The sequence below is a fragment of the Flavobacterium sp. LPB0248 genome, from assembly GCF_013388355.1.
Classification (GTDB): Bacteria; Bacteroidota; Bacteroidia; order Flavobacteriales; family Flavobacteriaceae; genus Flavobacterium.
Window position 1 is genome coordinate 3,651,180 of sequence record NZ_CP058246.1, and the last position, 21,928, is coordinate 3,673,107.

Below are 21,928 nucleotides of genomic sequence, written 5' to 3' on the forward strand. Positions count from 1 at the left end.
TGTTTTATACCCAGATTTAATTTGTTTTTAGCTAAAATATCATTTCCTAAGTTTTGGTTTTTCTTGAATTATATTAAAATAAGAAGCGCTAAAAGCAGATAGACTTTTATAACCAACCAAATGAGCAATCTGACTTAAAGTATATTGTTTGGCATCTAAAAGTTCAATACTTTTTAGAATACGAATTAACTGCAAGTATTTCTGAATTGTAATACTGGTATTCTGTTTAAAAATACGCTGTAAACTTCGAACCGACATTTGTGCCAGTTTTGCTAGTTCGTCAATATCAAAAGCATATTGATAATTTTTGTTAATCTCGTTGCAGACTGGAATTAGACGACTATCGACAGGAACAGGAATTTGCAGGGAATTATTTTCCTTGCAAAATGAAGGAAGACTGGTTAAAAGCGCATTTAAAAAGCTAGTCTTTTCTTCATTGTCAATTAATTCTTTATCCCATTTAGAAGCATATAATATCATTTCCTTCAAAACAGAAGGTGCAGAAAAAACATGTACATTTTGATAAAAATCTTTTTCGGGAGTCGATTTAAAAAGCACAATCATCAAATTTACTGTTTTAGATTCTGAAGTAATTCGATGTTCTTTAGCAGAAGGTATCCAGATAACATGGTTCTGAGGAACAAGATATACTTTTTCGTCCATGTGAAAGTATTGATAGCCTTCTTCGACAAAAGTGAGTTGAGAACGATGATGTTGGTGTTCATAATCATCGTGTTTCCAATTTTTATCATACCACACATAGGCATTGGTCGTTATGTCGTCTACATAATGGCCTTTGCTTTTTTCAGATAAACCACATTTTAAATTGGCGTTTTGCATATAATTTTTGGCAAAGTTAATAAAAACGTCATCGCTATTTTTGTAAATCAATATAATTTACAAAGACATGAAAAAACTGAAGCTTCTTTTAATAGCAATTTTAGCACTGACAAATACTGTAATTACGGCGCAAAATAAAACCGCAAATGTATTAGTGCTTATTCATTCTGATAACGGAGGAACGTATGAACTGGCGAAAGAAATAGCAAAAGGAATAGGAAGCGAACCAAATGTTCGTGCAGTCATTAAGCAAGTAAAAGTATCTGCAAACGCAAAACTAAAAGATGTTCCAGTTGCTACAATCGATGAACTAAAAACCTATGACGGAATTGCATTTGGCTCTCCAGTTTATTTCGGAAATATTAGTACGGCAATGAGTGAGTTTCTTTCAAAAACGGTTGATTTATGGACGAATCATGTTCTAGAAGGAATGCCCGCAACCGTATTTATGTCGGCTGGGAGTGGAGCTGGAAAAGAATTGGCATTGCAATCTTTTTGGAATAGTTTAGCTGTACACGGAATGGTTTTGGTTTCAAACGGAATTAGAGGAAACGAAAAAATAGATAAAAAGATTCCGCAGGGAAATTCGGTTTTAGGAACTACGAGTATGGCTTCTTTAAAAGATGTGCCAAGACCAACAAAAGACGAACGTTATTTGGCGGAATTGCAAGGAAAAAACTTTGCAAAAGTTGCATTGGCACTAAAAGGAACTTTTTCGAAAAAGGAAATAGCTGAAAAGCAGCAAACGTCAATCAATGATGTATTAAAAGAAAAAAATATTGTACTTCCTCAAGTGCCAAAACCAGCAGGAAATTATCAGCCTTTTGTGCGTACGGGGAATTTAATCTTTATTAACCAAGTCGCTTTAAAAGACGGAAAGATTTTAAATCCTGGAAAATTAGGCGTAAATCTAGATGAACAGCAGGTAAAAGAAGCAACTCAAGCAACAATGCTTAATGTGATTTCGGTTTTGAATGAAGCTCTTGATGGAGATTTAAACCGCGTGAAGCGTTGCGTACAGCTTACAGGAATTTTCAATACCAAAGACGATTATACTAAACATGCCGATTTAATGAATGTAGCTTCTAATCTTACCGTTGAAATTTTCGGAGAAAAAGGGAAACATGCTAGGGCAACTTTTGGAGCTTCATCTATTCCTGTTAATTCTTCGGTTGAAATACAAGCCGTTTTTGAAGTGGAATAAAACAAAATATTAAAAAAGAAAAACCCTTAGACAGCAATGTTTAAGGGTTTTCTAATTTATATAAGAGACTTTTATTTCACTAAATAATCAACTTGATCTGCTTCGCAAAGTCTGAAGTAGCCAAAAGCGAAATTATTAGCATCAGAAGTGTTTACAATATTTCCTCTAATGTTTCCTGGCGGAACAAGAAAAGGATTTGCACTTGAAGCTTCCAAAATTAATTTCCAATAATTATAGAAGTTTTTAGAAACACCTCTATGTGTAATTTTTACTGTATTTCCAGCTTTCATATCTTCATCAGAAAATCTTGTACTGATTTCGTTTCCGTTATAAAATTCATCATTAGTAATCTCATATTGCGGATAAATCAAAAAGCTACTTTGATAATCTGTAACATAATAGTTGACCTGATCTGCTGGGTCGTTATAATAAAAAGTCAGTTCGATTACATCTTTCCCGCCAAAATCGGGAACAATATTTTGTTCGATTTTAGTGATTGGAGTTGCCGAAGTTAGCTTTTCTGTTGCAGTAAAACTTTGTCCTTCAGCAGTAATAAACAATTTGTAATCCATATCAATTACAGGAACAAAATTAGTGCATTTGTAAACTCCTGCTTCAGTTTCGTTAAAGGTAAAAACATCTCCGTTTGTATTTTCCACTCTAACTTGTGCACCTGAAACCTTCGGAGTAGAACCACTATAATAAGGAGCTGTTTTACTTATTTTTATCGTTTGTTCATTTCCTGTTGTTCCTTTTTTCCAAATGATTTCGGCATCGATTACCAATTTGGTTTCCCCAGTTTCCAGATCAAGATTGACCACATCTTCGCAAGAAGCAAAAGAAAAAACAAAAAGAAGACTTATTAATGCCAGTGCTCTATTCATTATCGTATATTTTTTCAATTTATTCATAGCATTAAAATTTAAAATTATAAGAAACTCCAGGTACAATTCCGAAAATCGAAAGTCTTCTAGTTTCATTTGCTCCCGTATCTTCATTGGTTGTAAAACTCATAGAAGCAGCATTTTTTCTGTTGTAAATATTGTAAAGGCTAAATACCCAATAGCTTTGCCATCCTTTCTTTTTGTCTGGTTTCGGAGTATAAGTTGCTGCAACATCTAAGTGATGGAAAAGCGGTAATCTATTTTCGTTTCTCAAAGAATAATTTGGAACATGAATACCTCCCATTTCGTAATATCCATTGGCATACGTTACAGGCTGCCCTGATTGTAAAGTGAAATTTCCATTAAAAGACCATTTCGGATTCAGTTCGTAACTTCCTACAATGCTTAAATTATGTAGTTTATCATAACCTGATAAATACCAGTCACCATTTGCAATTCCTGGTTCTTCTGGAGTTCTTCCGGGAGTTTTTTGTTCTGCTCTAGACAAAGTATAAGAAATCCATCCTGTGAAAACACCAGTATTTTTTCTAAACAATAATTCCATACCATACGATCTGGCTTTTCCGTTTAGAATAACCTGCTCAATATTGTTGTTAGCCAAGACATCAGCGCCGTCAATATAATCAATACGATTTTGAACATTTTTATAAAATAATTCTGTTTCTAAAGAGTAGTCGCCGTCTCTGAAATTTCTAAAATATCCCATCGCATACTGATCCAAAAGTTGAGGTTTTGTAAAAGGTCCGCTTGGTGTCCAGATGCTCATTGGCAACGGAGACTGTGTGTTTGATAAAATATGAATGTATTGTGCCATTCGGTTGTAGCTCGCTTTTATCGAGTTTTCGTCATTAAAAGCATAAGAAAGAGCAGCTCTTGGTTCAAAATTATTGAACTTACTGATGGTTTTTCCTTTTCCGTATGAGATGCTTCCGTTTGGAGTTCCCTCTTCATAGATTTTATACAACGGATTGTATACTACTGCCTGACCATTTTCGTAAGTGCTGATAGTTTCGTCTCCTAAACGGTAAAACATGCTGTAACGAAGTCCGTAACGGAAGTTCAGTTTCTCTGTAATCTGATTTTCAAAATCAACAAAAGCAGAAGCCTCCAAAGCATATTTTTTATCCAACTGCATATAATTAAACTGAGAATCTGGAGAAGTCGGTTTTACAACTCCAGGATTGAAATTGTAGTACAAACCATCAATACCATAATTGATTTTAAACTTCTCAGATTGCTGGAAATTCCAATTGTACTTTAATCCGTAACTCGCAATATTGCTATCCCATTTAAAACTTTCGATCGGAATTTCGAGATTAAATCTATAATCACTGTAGAAAGTAGATAAATTGCTGTTCAAACGATCAGAAAATTTATGTTTCCAGCTTAAGATTCCCATTGTGCTTCCGTAAGTACTGGCAAAACGGTCACTAATATCAAATATATCATTTCCGAAATAACCAGAAAAAGATAGTGTATTCTTAGCATTAAAACGATAATTTAATTTAGCATTCAAATCATAAAACATGGCAGAGTTATTATTGTCTGCCAATTTCATAAACAAATGCGCATACGAAGCACGTCCAGAAAGAATAAACGAACCTTTTTCTTTTTCTAAAGGACCTTGAACCAATAATCGGCTAGAGATTAAACCAATTCCTCCGTTTACTTTATATTCTTCAAAATCTCCCGTTTGTTGGGTAACATCTAGAACAGAGGAAACACGTCCTCCAAACTTTGACGGAATTCCTCCTTTATACAAATCTAAACCATTAACAATATCGGCATTAAAAATAGAAAAGAAACCAAACATATGTGAGTCTGCATAAACAGGAGCGCCATCCAAAAGAATTAAATTCTGATCTGCAGCACCACCGCGAACATTAAATCCCGAAGAAGCTTCTCCAGCATTGGTAACTCCTGGCAAAGTTAATATTGATTTTAACGGATCAGGTTCACCCATTGCAACAGGAATTTTTTTGATTTCCTGCATCGAAAGCTTATTAACACTCATTTGAGTATTTTTAATATCAACCGCCTTATTATTCATGATAATAACTTCTCCCAATTGCTGGCTGTCAGAATCAATGTTGAAATTGACTTTGGTGTCATCGGAAACAGAAACACGTTTTTCCTCATTTTTAAATCCAACATAACTAACCTGAACAGTATAACTTCCGTTTGGTACATCAATGCTATATTTTCCGTCGGGATCTGTAACAACACCAGTCTCTAATTCTTTTATGTAAATGTTGGCACCGATAACAGGTTGCCTTTCATCGTCATAAATGTGACCGGTTAGCTTACTTTTTTTTTTGGCAGGTTTTTGAACTTGAGATTTCTGCTTTACAAAAATATTGCTGCCAACGATCGTAAATTGTACAGATGAAGTTTGATTTAATTCCGCAATAAGCTTGTTAACTTCGATATTCTTAAAAGTGCTTTTTTTATTAAAATACTTTTTATTGGTATCAATCTGATCTGTAAAAGCAAATTTAAAGTCGGTCTGACTTTCAATTTGTTTGAAGAATTCTTTTAAAGTTACATTTTGATCTACAGTTACTGTGACGCTCTGAGCAGACATTCCTAAACTGAATAAAAAAAAGCACGCTGAAATTATATGCTTCATGAAATTTTGTATTTTTGAATATTATTAAACGGATTAACCTCGTGTTATCCTGAAAATTAGGAGGATGTGTAGTTTCGCGGCTTACATCCTTTCTTGTTTTTATTGAAAAGTGATCTGTTTTAAATCTTCATTTATTTCAAAGTTTAGGTTATACATTTCTGATAATAATTGTACAATTGTTTTTAAATCTTCTTTTTTATTGATTCGAATCGTAATTTTCTGATTCATATTTTCTTTTGGAAGAATCACCTTGTAACCATAGTTTTCTTCAATATAAAGGCTTACTGCAGAAAGGTTTTCGTTGTCAAAATCTACAAATCGGCTAAATTCTGTTACTGAAGCAATTTGGTTTCCATAAGTAAATTTTTCACCTGGTTTCAAGATCCATTTTTGATCTTTGCCTTTCACATTCATTTGAACGCTTCCTTCAAAAAGTTCAACAGTTACTTCTCTGTTTTCAGATTCTTTAACTGTAAAAGAAGTTCCTAAAACAGTAGTTGTTGTTTCGTTGCAGAAAACTTGAAAAGGATGCTGTTTGTCTTTTTTTACCTTAAAATAAGCTTGACCTACAATTTCTATTTTTCTGTTTGAAGCGAAATTTTGCCCGAAAGAAATTTTAGATTTCGGACTTAACTCGACTTTTGAGCTATCTGGTAAAACAATAAACTTTATTGCTGAGGTAGTATTTTCAATTACGTTTTCGGCAAGAACTATGTTTTCGGCAGTAGGTTCTTGGTTAAAATAAATTCCAGTTCCAATAAGAACAAAAAGCAAAACCGAAGCCGCCGCATAAATACGCCAAGGCTTAAATTTTCTTTTCTTCTCTGAAAATGTTTTAGCATGAAATTGTTCCCACGAAGCTTCTTTTTCATTATCTGAATGTGCTGTAGGTTTTTCATTCCATAACTTTTCAAATTCCTCATCAAATTTTTCTTGATTCATTTTTTTTAGCTATTAAATGATTTGACACTGAAATCCGTGTTTATTAAAAACACGGTAAACCATTTCTTTAATGTCGCGGTTGGTTTCGATTTTCAAGATATTTTCCTGTCCTTGACGATCAAAATTTATAATACAGTCAGAAATAACAAACTGCAAAAGAGCTACAAGTAAACTTGCGTCTTTTTTTGTTCTAACATTAGTTTTATACGCTTCAATGTGCATTTTTAGTTCTTGTTTTTATATATAACAAACGAGAACTAAAAAGTTCCTAATGGTTTTCGATTTTTTTTCGAATAAATTTACTGGCGAGATAAATATGATTGGCAATGGTCTTCTCAGAAAGATCCGTTATTTCTGCAATCTCCTTATAGCTAAGGTTTTCCAGTTTATGTAAAGTAAATATTTTTTGCTGCTGTTCTGGAAGCTGACTAATGAAATTTTGAAGCTTTTCTTGTCTTTCTTCAAAAATTCCGAAATCTGTTTCTTCCTCAGGCACATCAACTTGAGCAGGATTAAGCTGTATTATTTTACTTTCTCTGTTGACGTGATTAATAATGATGTTTTTGCAGATAACAAATATCTGTTTGTCGAACAGCACCTCTTCGTTAAGCAGTTCTCTTTTATTATATAATCTTATGAAAGTCTCTTGAACAAAATCTTCGGGGGTAAATACAGAAGAATTAAATCGTTTGGCAATATTTATAAGTTTATCGTAATAGTTGAAGTAGACTTCTTTGAAAGCTGCTTCATTACCTTTTTTTAAACTTAAAATAAATTTCTTATTGTCCATAACGAAAATATCGTGACTAGATTCCTAGTTCTAAACTCATTGGAGTCAATATTATTGTATTCAGAATTTGAGTAAACTCAAGTGAGAATGTAATAAGTTACAAAGAACCGTAATTTAATTTTAGATTTGACGTTTTTGATTGATAAATGTTACAATTTAATTCAAATAAAAACCCTTAAATGTTTTCATTCAAGGGTTTGTTTTATTGTAAATGAGAAATTCTAGCTTTTATAATCTGCGATAAGTTTATCAAGAAACTGAAATAATTTTTCATTCATTTCGGTATAATCATAGGAAAGAATTTCTTTTGGATTCTGAACAAATGGATGTTTTTTACTTTTAGCCAACAAATCAGTTTCACTTTCAATTAAAAGAGCAACTACTTCGGTTGTTAATTCCATGTGGCATTGAAATCCGTAAACAAGATTGGAATACGAAACAATTTGAATGGGACAGACTTCGCTAAAAGCAAGGATTTCGCTTTCTTTTGTTAAGCCAGGCATGTCGTTGTGCCAGTGGCCAACGTTAAGACTTTTGCCAAAATGATTTACTTTTTCGTCTTTTAATCCGTTTTCGGTTAAAGTTATTGGAAATACGCCAATTTCTTTCTCTGGACTATGATCGAATTTTGCTCCTAAAGCTTCACCAATTAATTGAGAACCTAAACAAACGCCAACAACAGCTTTTTCTGCAGAAATACATTTTTGAATCAAATTAATTTCAGCTTTAGAATTAAAATGCGGACATTCTTCGAGAGTTGTATTTGGGCTTTGAGGTCCGCCCATTACAATAAGCATGTCGATAAATTCAACAGAATCGGGGAGTGTTTCATTTTTAAAAACTTTCGAAAAAGATATTTTATAATTTCTATTTTCTGCCCAATTTAGATATGCGCCTGGAGCCTCATATGTTTCGTGCTGTACTATATGTATATTCATTCTTTTTGGAATTTACCGCAAATTTATTTGAGATCAAAAAAGTTTCAATAGTCCACTTTTTTTATAAAGTCATAGTCCAGTTTCGGAATTAAGTATAAGCATCATCTGAATATCTACTCTATTGTAAGACGAAGAAAGACCTTCTACTTCTTTAAAACCTAATTTTTCATACAGTTTAATTGCGGGTTTCAGTTTGGTGTTGCTTTCCAGATAAACTTTTGACGCGCCTTTTTCAGTAGCCCATTTTATTGCCGATTTAGCCAATAATAATCCAACACCTTTTCCTTGCGCTTTCGGACTTACAGCCATTTTTGCCAATTCGTAATCGTAGTTTTTTCCATCACTTTTAATTAAAGCACAAACGCCTAAAACTTCATTGTCTAAGATTGCAGAAAATATTTCACCGCCTTTGTTTATAATATATTCTTCGGCATGATCGAGCGCTTTTACATCATTAGGTTCAACCTCGAAATAAGTTGAAATCCATTCTATATTTAAATCCTTAAAACTTTTTAGATATTTGGGTTTGTAAGTTGTTATTTCTACTTGATCTTTATTCTTCATAATGCTGTTAAATACTGTTTTTTATCATTCTGCCCAATTTCTCCAAATCAGAATCTACGCGTTCATTCCATTCTAAAACATAGGTTAATCGCATGCAGTTGTTGTATTGATTGTACTGTGAAAAAATTCTTCCCGGCGCAAAGACAATTTTTTGGGCTAGGGCAGTATTGTATAATTCTGTTGTAGAAATTCTTTCATCTAATTCTAGCCATAACATAAAACCGCCTTTTGGTTGTGCTATTTTAGTGTTATCCGGAAAATAGGATTCGACAGCTCTGTTAATTTGGAGATAATTAGCATAAAGTTTATTTCTAAATGTTTTAAGATGATGATCGTAACGTCCGTGTTCTAAGAAATCTGCAATGACATCTGAATATAAAGAGGAATTACAAACCGTTTGAACCAACTTTTGACGTATAATTTTATCTTTAAATTTTCCAGGAGCAATCCATCCAACACGATAACCTGGTGCGAGAGTTTTAGAAACAGATCCGATCCACAAAACCAAACCAGCTTCGTCATAAAATTTACAAGGTTTCGGGCGCTCTGAACCAAAGTAAAGATTACCGTAAATATCGTCTTCAATTAATGGAATGTTGTACTGAGTAATTAGTCTTACCAATTCTTGTTTGTTTTCATCGGGCATTTGAAAACCCATCGGGTTATTAAAATTAGTGACGAAACAACAGGCTTTTATCTCTGGCAATACTTTTTTTAAAGCGTCGAGATCTATTCCGTACAAAGGATGGGTTGGAATTTCGACAGCTTTTAAACCTAATGCCTTAATGGCTTGAAGTATTCCAAAATAGGCAGGACTTTCTACAGCAACGCTATCTCCAGGAGATGTCGTGGCCATAAGCGCATTGTACATGGCGTGCATAGCACCAGAAGTAATTACAAGATCATCTTCTGTAATTTTTCCTTCCATGACCAATGCCCATTTGGCAATTGCACGTCGAAGTTCTTCGGATCCCTGAACAGGTTCGTAGGCCGTGCCTGCATCACCTCTATTGCGAACAGCATTGATGATTCCTTTGTTAAGTTTGGCGACTGGAAGGAAATTTTTCCCCGGTAATCCCAGTGCAAATTGTGTTACATCGGTTTGATTGATGGTGCCAAAAACTTTATCAATAAGCTCCTCGGGTGTGTTTTCTGTTTCATGATTGTCAATACTTGCAATTGTTGGGAGTCCCTTTGTGCGCTGTGAACTCTTACTCACATAATATCCTGTTTTTGGACGCGACTCTATGAGTGAACGGCTTTCCAGTTCTAAATATGCCTGCTTAATGGTGTTTAAACTAACATTATACAATTTTTGTGCGCTTCGTACTGAAGGCAATTTGTCGCCAAGCATCAGAGTTTCGGTGTGAATCTGGTCTTCAATGATTTTGGCAATTTTAAGGTATAATGTTTCTCTGTTTTTCATTTTTTACTTTTTCTTAAGTATTTAAAAGCTGAGGCAATGAACAAAATGCTCAGTACTTTGTTTGAGCTGTGCCGCATTGTAGAAATTGGCACTTCTTTTTTTCTTTAGAAATTTTTTGATGTAGTCATTAAATGCTGTTATGTTTTCATTTGTTAAACTTCCGTCATCATAAATTTTAAATTCAATTTCATTGCTTTGATTTAAAATTAAACTGGCAAACGCATTTATATTATTGTCTTTTTTGCAGAGAAGAAAAGGGATGCCAAAAAGCATTTTATCTTCGGCTTTTTCATGCATATTTTGAATGAAAATGTTTTGTAAAATCTCCATATCAAATATATAAACTTCTCTAAACGTTATTCTTTCCTGCGTTACTGCTTTAGATTCCATATCTTTTTTTAGCAAAATTATTGCTATTAAAAATTTGGGTACAGATACAGTAAATGCTTTTTTTACGGATACAGATTAAAAGTAATGTTTTTATTTGAATCGGTAAAAAATGTCTGCAGGCTTTTACAGCAGGATAAATTAATTGGTAATTACAGTTGGATTTGAAGCTATTTTATCCATCCTGTTTTTCTTCTCCATTCAAGTGCTTCTTGTTTTCGTTTTTCGAAATCTTCAGGAGGTAATTGATTTTCTTGTAGTATTCGATTTCGAATAATTTCGGTTTGTTCTTCCAGAGAGTTTAGTCCAATAGATTGTCTTCTTTGATTTACCATTTGTAAGTCATCGAATAAATTTGGACTTAAATTTCCTTTTTCATCCCAATCAAATTGAGTTCCATAGAGTTGTGGATTTCCTTCCAAGACGGCTATTCTATCTTTTAAATAGGCAAGATTAATAGGGTCTGCTTGGTTTTCTTTGACTGCATTTTGCAATTGCTTTGCACATCGTTTCATGAAATCTGGAGATCCAATAGAATGTTGTATGATTAGCCAAGCAGCTTCGCTTGCTTCTTTTCCAACTTTATCAATCGTAGGATAGCCGATTGTGTTTATGATTTCATTTAAGATTATTGCATTTTGTTTATGCAGCTTTTCCATTTCTTCATCATATCCTTCAAAAAGTTTTTTGTTTTCAATAAGCTTGTTTCTCAATTTGAGATCAGCATTTTTCAACTCAATTATTCTTTCGGAAATGATTTTGTTATCCATTTGATATTGGTTAAAAGAATTAACTAGAAATGGTTTTTAATTTACAAAAGATGGTCTGTAGATAAAATTAATTATCCTCCTTTTCCAAATCTGCAGCAGAGATCTGATCTAATATATTAGTTTGATTTGGCGAAATGTAGTTTTTGTTTTCTGTAACCTGTTCCTTTTTAAAAAGAAGGTCGAGTGCATTGTAAAGCTTTAATAAAACATCTTTGTCTTCTTTGGCAATATCTAAAGCGGTGTTGAAATTAAAAACATAATTGTTAGAATTACGTACTTCTACTTTGATTGTTTTAGATGTGATCTTAAATTTTACTATATCCATATGTTATAAAATTACCACTGCAAAATAACTATTTTAATAGCAGTTTTTATGGTTATTTTTAGATTTTTTAATTATAAAGATTTTTTATTTTCTTCTTTTAATTTAAGCAGTACATCCATTGCCTTAAGAGCGTCTTTTTCATCAACAAATATGTGGTCATGTAAATAAGCAGCGACTACATTGCAACTGATATTGGCATTTCCTAATGCTTGAGAAAATGCAGCGGTCAAACCAACAGCGGCTAAAGAAGAATGAACTTCCAATGTAATCCAAGAAGCAATATAAGAGAAAGTAAGATTTAGCTCTTCTGCAAAGTGTTTTTCTAATACTAAAGTGATTCCTTCTTTTTCTTTAAATAGAAACAAAATCTTTGAAAAAGGAATCTGATCTAGAGCATCAACTTTTGTAAAAACATATTTCCCTTCATTAAGAACAGGATTAAGATTCTTTAAAATAGTACTTAAATTAATTTCTCCTTCCATAAAATTAGGGCTGTTTTTTATTTAAAAATAATAAAAAACCCTTAAACATTTCTGTCTAAGGGTTTTACCTTCTAGTAGCGAGGACGGGAGTTGAACCCGTGACCTCAGGGTTATGAATCCTGCGCTCTAACCAACTGAGCTACCTCGCCTGGACTGCTATCATGAATTCCTGATTGCGGGTGCAAAGATATAAATATTATTAAAGCATACAAGCATAAAATGAAGAAAAAAAAATATTTTTAAAAATGCATTGTTTTTGGACATATATTCTTATATTTCGAAAAAATTAAAAGTAGCACATGGATTCAAAAATACGTTACGAAATCGAGTTTCCGATCAATTCTTCGCCGCAATTATTGTATCAATATATATCAACTCCGTCAGGTTTACAAGAATGGTTTGCTGACAATGTTAATTCAAGAGGTGAGTTTTTTACCTTTATGTGGAATGATTCACAAGAAAAAGCACGTCTGGCTTCAAAAAAATCTGGAGAAAAAGTAAAATTTAAATGGGTTGATGACAGCAGTAAGGATACTGAGTACTTTTTTGAACTTCATATTTTAGTTGATGAATTGACTAAAGATGTATCTCTTATGGTAGTTGATTTTGCCGATAAAGATGAATTGGGTGAGGCTAAACAATTGTGGGAGAATCAAATCTCAGATCTAAAACATCTTATAGGATCTGTTTAGTAAAAGTCTATTTTATACCTTATATTTGCCCTGAACAAAATTCAGGGTTTTTTTATGATTAATTTTAACGGAAATATAGCGAAGGAAGATAATATACTAACTCTAAACCGCGCTTTTTTGTATGGTGACGGAATATTCGAAACAGTAAAAATTGTCAACGGAAAAATCTTGTTCCTTGAAGATCATTATTTTAGATTAATGGCTTCAATGCGTGTAGTTAGAATGACGATTCCTATGGATTTTACAATGGAATATTTTGAAGAGCAAATTCTTAATTTGGTTAATCAATTAAATATTGCTTCTTCAGCACGTGCAAGGATTACTGTTTTCAGAAATGATGGCGGTTTGTATCTTCCAAAAAGCAATGATATTTCATTCTTAATCAACGCGATTTCTCTTGGAAATAAAGCCTACAGTATAAATACAAACGAATACGAAGTAGATTTGTATAAAGACTTCTATGTGACAAAACAATTGTTATCATCTCTTAAAACAACAAATAAGATGATCAATATTACAGGAAGTATTTATGCGAGTGAAAATGATCTTGCAAATTGTATTTTACTGAATGATAGTAAAAATGTTGTAGAAGCACTTCAGGGGAATATTTTTATGGTAACGGGTAACAAGCTTATTACACCTCCAGTTTCAGAAGGTGCTTTAAACGGAATTATGCGCAAGCAAATTTTAGCATTGGCTAAAAAAGTTGAAGGCATAGAAGTTGTAGAAGATATAATTTCGCCTTTTGATCTTCAAAAAGCAGACGAATTATTTCTAACTAATGTAATCACGGGAATACAGCCGATAACTAAATATCGAAAAAAGGAGTTTACAACAAATCTGGCTCATTTATTAGTGCAGCGACTAAACGAATCCATTTCTGAAAATTAATTCAGATATGGATTTTCTGGTGCATTAGACCAAATAAGATAATCACCGCCAAGCTCAATAATCTGCTCTTTCCAAAAATGGGTAGTCGATTTTCCGATAATTTTATTTTTGTAATTATTATCAGCAATAATCCAAGAGTTTCCTTGCATCTCATTCTCAAGCTGATTTTCTTCCCAACCAGTGTAGCCTAAGAAAAAACGAATATTATTTTTACTAATAGATCCGTTGTTTATTAAGTCTTTGGTTGACTCAAAATCACCACCCCAATAAATCCCGTTTGAAATCTCAACACTATTTGGGATCAACTCAGGAATATTGTGAATAAAATAAAGGTTGTCTTGTTCTACAGGGCCGCCGTTATATATCTTAAAGTTAGCATCAATCTCAGGGATTAAGTCATTAATGGTATATTTTAATGGCTTATTAATTATAAAACCTATTGATCCTTCTTTGTTATGGTCTGCTAATAAAATTACCGATCTGTTAAAAGATAAATCTCCAATTATTGAAGGCTCGGCAATAAGCAGGTGTCCTTTTTTTAATTTTTCTGAAATCATACGGTTACAATTTTTATTAAATTTAATCATAAAAAAATTAAAATCACAAAAAAAATCGTTAAACCGCATAAAAAAACCTTCCAGAAGGAAGGTTTTAATTATATTATAAGTTTAGAGAACTTTCTTACTTAGTTCACTGCACCTTCTAATTCAGCACCAGCTTTAAATTTTACAACGTTTTTAGCTGCGATTTTGATAGTTTTTCCTGTTTGAGGGTTTCTACCGTCTCTAGCAGCTCTAGAAGATACTGACCATGATCCGAAACCTACTAATGAAACTCTTCCTCCTTTTTTCAAAGTAGTTCCTACATTACCTAAAAAAGACTCCAAAGCTAATTTAGCCGCAGCTTTTGTAATTCCTGCATCAGCAGCGATAGCATCGATTAATTCTGATTTGTTCATAATAATTAGTTATTAATTGTTGGTTAAAAAAAATTGTTAATACACAAATTTAGTAGGAAATCCGTTGCGTGCAAGTGTTTTCTTTATTTTTAGCAAAAATTGTTAATAACTTGCTTTTTTTGTTCATAAAGAGTGTTGTTTATCGATGAAAAACAAGTACAAACCCCTGTTTTACTGACCTTAATACACTTTTGCAGCATCTGAAAAACTCACTCCATTTAATAATTCTGAAGCAAGCATTCTCTTTTTTCCTGGAAATTGTAGACTTAATAACTGAATAAAACCCTCTTTTATTGCAATCTTGATTTCTTTTTTACTGCTAATTAACTTTCCAGTCTCATAAGAATGTGATTCTGAGAGTAGTTTTGCTTCGTAAATTTTGATGTTAAGTTCTTCATTTTGGTCTTTTAGATAACACCAAGAAGCTGGATACGGGCTTAAACCGCGAATCAAATTGTTGATTTCTGCGCCAGATTTTGTCCAATCAATTTTACAGTTTTCCTTATTTAACTTGTAAGCTGTTTTAATATCGTCGTTATCTTCTTGGATTGTTGTGGTTACATTTCCATTTTCTATAACTTTTAAAGTATCAATTACAGTTGTGCTTCCTAATTCCATTAAACGATCATGCAGTTGTCCTGCCGTTTCTTCTGGTTCAATATTGATTTCAGAATTTAAAATCATAGCTCCAGTATCAATTTTATCATCAATAAAGAATGTGGTAACACCAGTTTTAGTTTCTCCATTAATAATAGCCCAGTTAATAGGAGCGGCTCCACGGTAATTTGGCAATAAAGAAGCATGAAGATTAAAAGTTCCCAAGCTTGGCATTTCCCAAACTACTTTTGGCAGCATTCTAAAAGCAACTACGATTTGTAGATTGGCATTTAGCGCTTTTAATTCTGCTAAGAAATTTTCGTCTTTTAAATTGGTTGGCTGTAACAGAGTAAGATTATTGGCAAGTGCATATTCTTTTACAGCCGAATATTTTATTTTTTGTCCGCGTCCCGCTGGTTTGTCTGCAGCAGTAATTACGCCAACAACGTCATAGTTATTTTTAATAATGGTATCCAAAATGCCAACGGCAAATTCTGGCGTTCCCATAAATATAATTCTCAATTTCTCCATTATGATTTTAAAGTGTATTTATTATTCGCTTGTATAATGATATGATTGTTTTCGAGCAATTCTTGAAGAACCGTAATGATGTCTTTTGTGTCCATTTTGATTTGATTTTCAATTTCTCTCGAAGTCAACGAAGCTGTTTTGAGTAAAGAAAGGATTTTGTCAGCAATCGAATCGGCTTCAGTAATTTTTCCTTTTTGTGTAATGCAATAAGAACATATGCCACAATTTTCAGTTGTTTCTTCTCCAAAATAATTCAAAACCAATCTGTTTTTACAGGTTTTGTTATCCTTTATATAATGAAGAACCGACAAAAGCTGTTCTTTTTTAACCTCGTTTTGTTTCTCTAAATATTTAGAAACTCTATTTATAGTAAGATCATCTTCGCGGATTTCGTTAAATAATATAGTAGCATCGTTATTTTTAGACTTGTATTCTATAATTTCTTTTTCTTTTAATTTTTCTAAAAGTGCGGTAACTTGTTCTTCTGAGTGATGAGATTTTTTAGCAATTAAACCAAGATTCAGATTAGATTTTACGTCGTAAATTCCAGGATAAGTTCGCAAAATAGCCAGCATAATCTCTTCGTCATTTGGATTCAAACTTATGTATCGAATGACTTCTTTAGATTCTATTAAAAATTGAGCGCTAATTTTTTCTGAGAATTCTTGAGACATCGTAATAATTCCCTGCTGATTTAAAAATTGTAAAGAATTGTATGTTTTAAGAGTAGGGAAGTCGTATTTATTGCAAAAGTGATTCAGCTTAAATGAAAAGGATTCATCTAGACCTTCGCCATATGCAATCTGAAAATAATTACAGAGTTTGATGTACATTGTTTTTAAAAACTTCTTGTCGGGAAGAATGTTTATAAACTGCTGTTCGGTCTGAATCATGTCTGAATTATTGTAAAGCAAAACCGAAAAAGCTTTTTCTCCATTTCGTCCCGCCCTGCCAGACTCTTGATAATAGTTCTCTATGTTTTCTGGAAGCTGTGTATGAATAACGGTTTTAACGTTGTCTTTGTCGATTCCCATTCCAAAAGCATTTGTTGCCACAATAACCTGCGCTTGTTGTGACATCCATAACTGCATGTTTTTGTCTTTTTCTTTAGACGAAAGTCCGCCGTGATAATACGTTGATGTAAAACCTAAAGATTGCAATTGAGAAGACATGTTCAAGCACGCTTTGCGATTTCGTACATATATAATAGAAGGTTGCGGATTCTTTTTAAGGATCTGTTCGGTACGATATAATTTATCTTCGACTTCAAAAACCATGTAAGCGATATTTTTTCGCTCAAACGACTGCTGAAAATGTCTCGGATTTTTTAATTCTAACTGCGTTCTAATATCTTCAATAACTCTCGGAGTTGCTGTAGCAGTCAGAGCTAAAAACGGAATTTTAGGGAAGAACTTTTTAAGTTCCGAAATTTTAAGATATGCAGGCCTAAAATCATGTCCCCATTGCGAGACGCAATGCGCTTCGTCAATAGCAATTAAATTTATAGGGAGGTTTTTAATGCGCTCCAGAATCCAATCTGACTGCAAACGCTCTGGCGATAAGTAGAGAAATTTATAGTTTCCGTATTGGCAATTGTCCAAAAGATCAATCAATTCTTCGGTGTGAATTCCGCCCGTAAGAGCAATTGCTTTAATATCTCTTTTCTGCAGATTGGCAACCTGATCTTTCATTAAAGCAATCAAGGGAGAAATAACAAGACAGATTCCTTCCTGCATCATGGCCGGAACCTGAAAACAAATCGATTTTCCTCCGCCTGTCGGAAGTACTGCAAAAGTATCCTGTCCTTCAAGAACCGAATCGATAATTTCTTTTTGCAACGGTCTAAAACTGTCGTGTTTCCAGTATTTTAGAAGAATATCCTGCGCTCCGAGCATTGCGTAAGTTTTAAAGTTAAAAATTTAGAAAACAGCTTCTAGTTTTGCAACTTTAAAACCTTTTGCTAAATTTTGTCTAAGATATAAAGAATTCTGTTTTCAACCGTATCTTTTGGAACCTCAATTAGTTCGTAACCGTATTTTTTATAGGTCTCAACAAGATGTTCCTGAATTTTAACTGCCTGTTCAAAATTTTCATAACGCTCTGCATCGCTTTGGTAAATTTCTTCCCATGGCGGCAGAATAAAAGTCTTAGAATATTTATAGTCCTCGCAAGCCTTAACGAAACTTTCCGGATATTCGTCGCCAATATAATCCATATAAGCAACTACATCTGGAATTCCTCGGTCAATAAAAACTACATTGTCAGGTTCTTCAAGAGCATTTTTGTATTGTTCAATACGACCTTCAAGCAACATTTGGCTAAATAAAAGAGGCTGTTCTAAAAACAGCTGTTCAATGCCTTCCTGTTGTGCTTTCATGGTAACCTGTCTAGAGATTTCTGGATAGCAGCAAAAGCCACGAGCTACCAATTCGTTAATAAGTGTTGATTTTCCAGTACCAGGTCCGCCAAGCAAGACTATAATTTCTTTTTGCACTATTCTAAAAATAAAGCGCAAATTTACCTAAACTTATTTATAATTAAAAAGAATATTTATCAGAAACGAAAGATTTGATATTTTAATAAACAAAAGTTACTGATTGAGGAACGGAAATGGTTTTGTTTTAGCAAAGTGAAAAGTCCCGATAGGGACGACATATTTATAGAAAAATTGAATACAATAAATCAAAAGCTCCAGCGGAGTGATATATTTTGAGTGATTTTTATATCGTTCCGCTGGAGTAAATTCTAAATGAAATAACAAAAAAAGTTTTATGCACTCCCCGAAATATTTAAATCTGAATAATTGTGTGTTGTTAAATTGATTTTTAAACCAATGTTACAATTTCCACCATCACTCATATCTATTAAATTATATTTATAGCTTCCATTAATATCAGAATCTTTGCAATAGCAGTTTATTAAAACTTCTTTTTCTTGTTTTTCATTTGCTACAACAATGCACTGTTTTAGGTATTGATCTATTTTTCTGAGTTTAGTATTGTTTTTCGAAAAGCATTTTCTTAAAATTTTGTCCAACTCCACTAATTCGTTCTGATTTAAATCTGAGGCTTTTAGTTTTCCAGGTTGGTTTTGAAAATATCTTTTGTGAAATTTTTCTTCAAAACTAAAAAAAGCATAATCATTGTAATTTTTTAAATCTAATTGGTTTTTTGTGTAATATAGATTTTTTTTGATTTCAATTTTTAGTGGAAAATTACCATCAATGAATTCGATAAAATTATTTTTTATGACTGCTTTTGTGCTTCCGTTATACCGAAAACGTGTTTGGCTGAAATAAATAGTGTCATTTTTTTTATAACAGTAATCATTAAATTTTTCTAGTTTTTCATGATTTAAATCTTTTTCGTCAATAGTGAAAACGTACGAACTATCAGAAAAGAATTGAAATTTAAAACTCGAATTTTGTATAAAATTATAATTATTTATAGCTCTAATCTTTTCAATTTTAGGCGCTGATTTTTTAGAATTTTCATTTTGACATTGCACATTTAATGCTAAAATGACGAATGATAATACAAAGTTTGTTTTCATAAATCTAGTCTGTTTATTTACTCACAAAACAAATACTTTCCAGAATTTTTTCCTCTTTTAGAAGGAACAATCAAATGCGATTGGAATTTTTTACCATTCAAAACATCATTAACAAAATCTAAAACATATTGCTGTCCTTCGTGGAAAAGATACCCAGAGAATTCATGTCCGCCGCCGCAGAAAGTGATGAGTTCAATATCTTTATGCAAGTCATTCATTTGATTGTAAACTGCATACGAGCCAAAAAGAATCAGCCAGCCAGAAGCATTTGTCGGACAAGAACGATGTGAACCTGCAGCGTATGGAACTGTATCGTCATTGCTTCCGTGAGCCAATAACATCGGAATTGCTTTTTCTTTTGTAATCAGATTAATATCCTGAATTGCTCCCGAACCTCCGATGAAGCCTTTGTATTTAAAATTTTCAGGCAGATTACTTTTGTATAAGTTCATTAATTTATAATCCCAGAATGAAGCATGAAAACCAATTTCGGCACCGGCGCTAATTCCAGAAATAAAGATTTTTGAAGTATCAAGATTATATTTATCAGCATTCTCAACTAAGAAAGCTGTCGCTTGCCACATGTCGCTTACACCAATTTGGATCGCTTTTATTTTTTCGGTTAAAGTTCCTTTGCATCCAAAATCTTTTCCTTTCATATATAAACTATATGAAATGCTTGCAACAGCATAACCATTTTTTGCCATGAATAAGCCAAAATCTTTTTCGCTTGTACGCTCTCCGCCAGAAAATCCGCCACCGAAAGCAAACATAATCAGCGGGATTTTTTCGCCAGCTTTTTTCTTTGGCAGATATAAATCTAAATCTAGTTTTAAAGTGTCGTTTTGGAAATAAGTTAGCGTTTTGACTTCTTGTGCTTGAATATTATAAAAAGTAAAAAATGCAAAAAGTAAGAAGATGTTTTTTTTCATTGTGAAGTGTTTTAATATCGAAGAGTTTAAACGTTAACTTGTCATCCTGAGGAACGAACGATCGCACAAGTAGCTCTGCATAGAAATTCTCCAATCTTTGTCGAGTTTCTAGTGTGATTCTTCGTTCCTCAGGATGACAAAAACAAACTCTATAATGTTTGCGGGCAATTTTTAAGCAGATTATTTCTCAAATATAAGCGTAAAATTTACAAAGAAATAATCTTCGATTGCTTTTTTCTCTGCACCTTTGCACCTTTGTAACTTTGTCCCTTTAAAACAAAGTTTTAAGCCCCAAAAAAATCTAAAATCTAAACTCAAAAGTCTAAAATCAAAACCGTATATTTGCGTTTATTTTTAATTACGAATGGAGAACGATAAAGAAAAAAATACCGCCGAATTTTACGAAAGATTAAAAGTAGAGCTAGATAACGCAAATACTTGGCCAGCAGAATATTTATACAAATTTATTGTGCCTTCTGTAGCAGATAATGTAGAACGTGTCGAAAAAGCTTTTGATCGAATGGGGGCGGTAATTAAAACAACAAAATCTAAAACAGGTAAATTTACCAGTGTTTCTGTAGACGTTACGATGCACAGCTCAGACGATGTGATTAGTAAATACAAAGAAGTTTCTACAATTGAAGGTATAGTTTCATTATAAACTTATGATCGAAAAATATAAAAGAGAAGCAGCAAGCGACGTTGTGTATAATCTAGAATACAATTCTGAAAGACAACGTTTGATTATCCCAGAATATGGTCGTCATTTACAAAAACTGATTGATCAGGCAACTGCAATCGAAGATGATGAAACGCGCAATAAAGCCGCAAAATATATCATTCAGGTTATGGGAAGTCTGAATCCGCATTTGCGTGACGTACCAGATTTTCAGCATAAACTTTGGGATCAGCTTTTTATTATGTCTGATTTTAAACTGAATGTTGAATCTCCGTATCCAATTCCGTCAAGAGAAGTTTTGGAGCTAAAACCGGATGCTTTGCAGTATCCGCAGAACTTTCCAAAGTATAGATTTTATGGTAACAATATCAAATATATGATTGATGTTGCCAATAAATGGGAAGAAGGCGAAATGAAAAATGCACTGGTAATGGTAATTGCCAACCACATGAAAAAATCTTTCTTAAGCTGGAACAAAGACACTGTAAAAGACGATGTTATTTTTGAACATTTATATGAATTATCTGGAGGTAAAATCAATTTATTACACAGTACAGAAGAGCTTTTAAATACAACAGACTTAATGCGTACAAACAAACGCATGTCTAATAAAACAGCTTCTGGTGCGCAGCCAAAAATTCAGAACAACAAAAATAACAACAACAAAGGCGGTCAAAAAAAGACATTTCAAAAAAATAATAATCAAAAGTAAAAAAAAGCTATTAAGTGGCTATCCCGATAGCTATCGGGACTAAGTTGCTAAGTTTTTTTTACTCAGATGCTTAAAAAATAAACAAAAACAAAAATAAAAAAAAGCTGCTAAGCTGCTAAGCTACTAAGTTGCTGAGTTTTTTTACTTAGAATCTTAGAATCTCAGAATCTTAGAAACTTTGA

The 21,928-nt window shown here is 32.9% G+C and carries 25 protein-coding genes and 1 tRNA gene; 5 read left to right on the forward strand and 21 right to left on the reverse strand.

Annotated elements, in window-relative coordinates; genetic code table 11:
- Positions 1-39: 39 nt before the first annotated feature.
- A complete protein-coding gene (locus LPB248_RS15425; RefSeq protein ID WP_177212220.1) occupies positions 40-840 on the reverse strand; it encodes an AraC family transcriptional regulator in 801 nt (266 codons plus the stop codon).
- A 67-nt stretch (positions 841-907) separates the two neighbouring features.
- On the opposite strand from LPB248_RS15425, the gene LPB248_RS15430 reads away from it, so the two are divergent.
- Positions 908-2,044 (forward strand): Atu1372/SO_1960 family protein, encoded by a 1,137-nt coding sequence (locus LPB248_RS15430; RefSeq protein WP_177212221.1) that lies wholly within the window; start codon positions 908-910, stop codon positions 2,042-2,044.
- Positions 2,045-2,115: 71 nt separating this feature from the next.
- Here the strand turns inward: LPB248_RS15430 and LPB248_RS15435 are convergent, their stop codons facing one another.
- The 13 genes from LPB248_RS15435 to LPB248_RS15495 all read right to left on the reverse strand — a co-directional run bounded on the left by LPB248_RS15435 (position 2,116) and on the right by LPB248_RS15495 (position 12,351).
- Positions 2,116-2,955 carry a DUF4249 domain-containing protein gene (locus LPB248_RS15435; RefSeq protein ID WP_177212222.1) on the reverse strand — a complete coding sequence of 280 codons (840 nt, stop codon included), beginning with the start codon at positions 2,953-2,955 and terminating at the stop codon, positions 2,116-2,118.
- Between the two features lie 4 nt (positions 2,956-2,959).
- Positions 2,960-5,578, reverse strand: a complete 2,619-nt coding sequence (locus LPB248_RS15440; RefSeq protein ID WP_177212223.1) for a TonB-dependent receptor — start codon at positions 5,576-5,578, stop codon at positions 2,960-2,962.
- 99 nt (positions 5,579-5,677) lie between these two features.
- On the reverse strand, positions 5,678-6,520 hold the full coding sequence (locus tag LPB248_RS15445) for a FecR family protein (protein WP_177212224.1): 843 nt from the start codon (positions 6,518-6,520) through the stop codon (positions 5,678-5,680).
- A gap of 12 nt (positions 6,521-6,532) precedes the next feature.
- Positions 6,533-6,742 carry a hypothetical protein gene (locus tag LPB248_RS15450; protein ID WP_177212225.1) on the reverse strand — a complete coding sequence of 70 codons (210 nt, stop codon included), beginning with the start codon at positions 6,740-6,742 and terminating at the stop codon, positions 6,533-6,535.
- Positions 6,743-6,788: 46 nt separating this feature from the next.
- Positions 6,789-7,310 carry an RNA polymerase sigma factor gene (locus LPB248_RS15455; protein WP_177212226.1) on the reverse strand — a complete coding sequence of 174 codons (522 nt, stop codon included), beginning with the start codon at positions 7,308-7,310 and terminating at the stop codon, positions 6,789-6,791.
- 221 nt (positions 7,311-7,531) lie between these two features.
- Positions 7,532-8,248 (reverse strand): type 1 glutamine amidotransferase, encoded by a 717-nt coding sequence (locus LPB248_RS15460; protein ID WP_177212227.1) that lies wholly within the window; start codon positions 8,246-8,248, stop codon positions 7,532-7,534.
- 69 nt (positions 8,249-8,317) lie between these two features.
- The gene (locus LPB248_RS15465) at positions 8,318-8,812 is read right to left on the reverse strand and encodes a GNAT family N-acetyltransferase (protein ID WP_177212228.1); all 495 of its coding nucleotides are present in this window, start codon (positions 8,810-8,812) and stop codon (positions 8,318-8,320) included.
- A gap of 7 nt (positions 8,813-8,819) precedes the next feature.
- Positions 8,820-10,238 (reverse strand): PLP-dependent aminotransferase family protein, encoded by a 1,419-nt coding sequence (locus LPB248_RS15470; protein ID WP_177212229.1) that lies wholly within the window; start codon positions 10,236-10,238, stop codon positions 8,820-8,822.
- A gap of 21 nt (positions 10,239-10,259) precedes the next feature.
- On the reverse strand, positions 10,260-10,628 hold the full coding sequence (locus LPB248_RS15475) for a hypothetical protein (protein WP_177212230.1): 369 nt from the start codon (positions 10,626-10,628) through the stop codon (positions 10,260-10,262).
- A 167-nt stretch (positions 10,629-10,795) separates the two neighbouring features.
- Entirely contained in the window at positions 10,796-11,395 is a 600-nt protein-coding gene (locus LPB248_RS15480; protein WP_177212231.1) for a DUF6624 domain-containing protein, read from the reverse strand.
- Between the two features lie 67 nt (positions 11,396-11,462).
- Entirely contained in the window at positions 11,463-11,720 is a 258-nt protein-coding gene (locus tag LPB248_RS15485) for a hypothetical protein (protein ID WP_177212232.1), read from the reverse strand.
- 71 nt (positions 11,721-11,791) lie between these two features.
- Positions 11,792-12,202 carry an ACT domain-containing protein gene (locus LPB248_RS15490; RefSeq protein WP_177212233.1) on the reverse strand — a complete coding sequence of 137 codons (411 nt, stop codon included), beginning with the start codon at positions 12,200-12,202 and terminating at the stop codon, positions 11,792-11,794.
- Between the two features lie 75 nt (positions 12,203-12,277).
- Positions 12,278-12,351 (reverse strand) — tRNA-Met (locus tag LPB248_RS15495).
- 150 nt (positions 12,352-12,501) lie between these two features.
- Here LPB248_RS15495 and LPB248_RS15500 point away from each other — a divergent pair.
- Together LPB248_RS15500 and LPB248_RS15505 are read left to right on the forward strand one after the other, a co-directional pair.
- Positions 12,502-12,894: an START-like domain-containing protein gene (locus LPB248_RS15500; protein ID WP_095929482.1), complete on the forward strand. Its 393-nt coding sequence runs from the start codon at positions 12,502-12,504 to the stop codon at positions 12,892-12,894.
- A gap of 54 nt (positions 12,895-12,948) precedes the next feature.
- Positions 12,949-13,785 carry an aminotransferase class IV gene (locus LPB248_RS15505; protein WP_177212234.1) on the forward strand — a complete coding sequence of 279 codons (837 nt, stop codon included), beginning with the start codon at positions 12,949-12,951 and terminating at the stop codon, positions 13,783-13,785.
- Here the strand turns inward: LPB248_RS15505 and LPB248_RS15510 are convergent.
- The 7 genes from LPB248_RS15510 to LPB248_RS15540 form a co-directional block, all read right to left on the reverse strand.
- A complete protein-coding gene (locus tag LPB248_RS15510; RefSeq protein ID WP_008464759.1) occupies positions 13,782-14,342 on the reverse strand; it encodes a YqgE/AlgH family protein in 561 nt (186 codons plus the stop codon). The genes LPB248_RS15505 and LPB248_RS15510 overlap by 4 nt on opposite strands.
- 128 nt (positions 14,343-14,470) lie before the next feature.
- Positions 14,471-14,743, reverse strand: a complete 273-nt coding sequence (locus tag LPB248_RS15515) for an HU family DNA-binding protein (protein ID WP_008464760.1) — start codon at positions 14,741-14,743, stop codon at positions 14,471-14,473.
- 180 nt (positions 14,744-14,923) lie between these two features.
- Entirely contained in the window at positions 14,924-15,871 is a 948-nt protein-coding gene (fmt, locus tag LPB248_RS15520; RefSeq protein WP_177212235.1) for a methionyl-tRNA formyltransferase, read from the reverse strand.
- Entirely contained in the window at positions 15,871-17,766 is a 1,896-nt protein-coding gene (locus tag LPB248_RS15525; protein WP_177212236.1) for an ATP-dependent DNA helicase RecQ, read from the reverse strand. The genes fmt and LPB248_RS15525 overlap by 1 nt, the downstream gene beginning before the upstream one ends.
- A 65-nt stretch (positions 17,767-17,831) precedes the next feature.
- A complete protein-coding gene (locus LPB248_RS15530) occupies positions 17,832-18,365 on the reverse strand; it encodes an AAA family ATPase (protein WP_177212237.1) in 534 nt (177 codons plus the stop codon).
- A 275-nt stretch (positions 18,366-18,640) separates the two neighbouring features.
- The gene (locus LPB248_RS15535) at positions 18,641-19,423 is read right to left on the reverse strand and encodes a hypothetical protein (RefSeq protein WP_177212238.1); all 783 of its coding nucleotides are present in this window, start codon (positions 19,421-19,423) and stop codon (positions 18,641-18,643) included.
- Positions 19,424-19,440: 17 nt separating this feature from the next.
- Positions 19,441-20,355, reverse strand: a complete 915-nt coding sequence (locus tag LPB248_RS15540) for an alpha/beta hydrolase family protein (RefSeq protein ID WP_177212239.1) — start codon at positions 20,353-20,355, stop codon at positions 19,441-19,443.
- Positions 20,356-20,719: 364 nt separating this feature from the next.
- Between LPB248_RS15540 and LPB248_RS15545 the strand changes: the two genes are divergently transcribed.
- Both LPB248_RS15545 and LPB248_RS15550 read left to right on the forward strand, forming a co-directional pair.
- Entirely contained in the window at positions 20,720-21,016 is a 297-nt protein-coding gene (locus tag LPB248_RS15545) for a DUF493 family protein (protein ID WP_066033683.1), read from the forward strand.
- Positions 21,017-21,020: 4 nt separating this feature from the next.
- Positions 21,021-21,746, forward strand: a complete 726-nt coding sequence (locus tag LPB248_RS15550) for a DUF4290 domain-containing protein (protein WP_177212240.1) — start codon at positions 21,021-21,023, stop codon at positions 21,744-21,746.
- The last annotated feature ends 182 nt before the right edge of the window (positions 21,747-21,928 follow it).

Bases quoted from the DNA above. Each gene is read 5' to 3' on its own strand.
- LPB248_RS15425 (WP_177212220.1), bottom strand. From the start codon at position 840: ATGCAAAACGCCAATTTAAAATGTGGTTTATCTGAAAAAAGCAAAGGC.
- LPB248_RS15435 (WP_177212222.1), bottom strand. From the start codon at position 2,955: ATGAATAAATTGAAAAAATATACGATAATGAATAGAGCACTGGCATTA.
- LPB248_RS15525 (WP_177212236.1), bottom strand. From the start codon at position 17,766: ATGCTCGGAGCGCAGGATATTCTTCTAAAATACTGGAAACACGACAGT.
- LPB248_RS15540 (WP_177212239.1), bottom strand. From the start codon at position 20,355: ATGAAAAAAAACATCTTCTTACTTTTTGCATTTTTTACTTTTTATAAT.
- LPB248_RS15545 (WP_066033683.1), top strand. From the start codon at position 20,720: ATGGAGAACGATAAAGAAAAAAATACCGCCGAATTTTACGAAAGATTA.
- LPB248_RS15510 (WP_008464759.1), bottom strand. From the start codon at position 14,342: ATGATTTCAGAAAAATTAAAAAAAGGACACCTGCTTATTGCCGAGCCT.
- LPB248_RS15455 (WP_177212226.1), bottom strand. From the start codon at position 7,310: ATGGACAATAAGAAATTTATTTTAAGTTTAAAAAAAGGTAATGAAGCA.
- LPB248_RS15535 (WP_177212238.1), bottom strand. From the start codon at position 19,423: ATGAAAACAAACTTTGTATTATCATTCGTCATTTTAGCATTAAATGTG.
- LPB248_RS15460 (WP_177212227.1), bottom strand. From the start codon at position 8,248: ATGAATATACATATAGTACAGCACGAAACATATGAGGCTCCAGGCGCA.
- LPB248_RS15465 (WP_177212228.1), bottom strand. From the start codon at position 8,812: ATGAAGAATAAAGATCAAGTAGAAATAACAACTTACAAACCCAAATAT.
- LPB248_RS15485 (WP_177212232.1), bottom strand. From the start codon at position 11,720: ATGGATATAGTAAAATTTAAGATCACATCTAAAACAATCAAAGTAGAA.
- LPB248_RS15505 (WP_177212234.1), top strand. From the start codon at position 12,949: ATGATTAATTTTAACGGAAATATAGCGAAGGAAGATAATATACTAACT.
- LPB248_RS15440 (WP_177212223.1), bottom strand. From the start codon at position 5,578: ATGAAGCATATAATTTCAGCGTGCTTTTTTTTATTCAGTTTAGGAATG.
- LPB248_RS15490 (WP_177212233.1), bottom strand. From the start codon at position 12,202: ATGGAAGGAGAAATTAATTTAAGTACTATTTTAAAGAATCTTAATCCT.
- LPB248_RS15480 (WP_177212231.1), bottom strand. From the start codon at position 11,395: ATGGATAACAAAATCATTTCCGAAAGAATAATTGAGTTGAAAAATGCT.
- LPB248_RS15450 (WP_177212225.1), bottom strand. From the start codon at position 6,742: ATGCACATTGAAGCGTATAAAACTAATGTTAGAACAAAAAAAGACGCA.
- fmt (WP_177212235.1), bottom strand. From the start codon at position 15,871: ATGGAGAAATTGAGAATTATATTTATGGGAACGCCAGAATTTGCCGTT.
- LPB248_RS15475 (WP_177212230.1), bottom strand. From the start codon at position 10,628: ATGGAATCTAAAGCAGTAACGCAGGAAAGAATAACGTTTAGAGAAGTT.
- LPB248_RS15550 (WP_177212240.1), top strand. From the start codon at position 21,021: ATGATCGAAAAATATAAAAGAGAAGCAGCAAGCGACGTTGTGTATAAT.
- LPB248_RS15445 (WP_177212224.1), bottom strand. From the start codon at position 6,520: ATGAATCAAGAAAAATTTGATGAGGAATTTGAAAAGTTATGGAATGAA.
- LPB248_RS15500 (WP_095929482.1), top strand. From the start codon at position 12,502: ATGGATTCAAAAATACGTTACGAAATCGAGTTTCCGATCAATTCTTCG.
- LPB248_RS15470 (WP_177212229.1), bottom strand. From the start codon at position 10,238: ATGAAAAACAGAGAAACATTATACCTTAAAATTGCCAAAATCATTGAA.
- LPB248_RS15430 (WP_177212221.1), top strand. From the start codon at position 908: ATGAAAAAACTGAAGCTTCTTTTAATAGCAATTTTAGCACTGACAAAT.
- LPB248_RS15515 (WP_008464760.1), bottom strand. From the start codon at position 14,743: ATGAACAAATCAGAATTAATCGATGCTATCGCTGCTGATGCAGGAATT.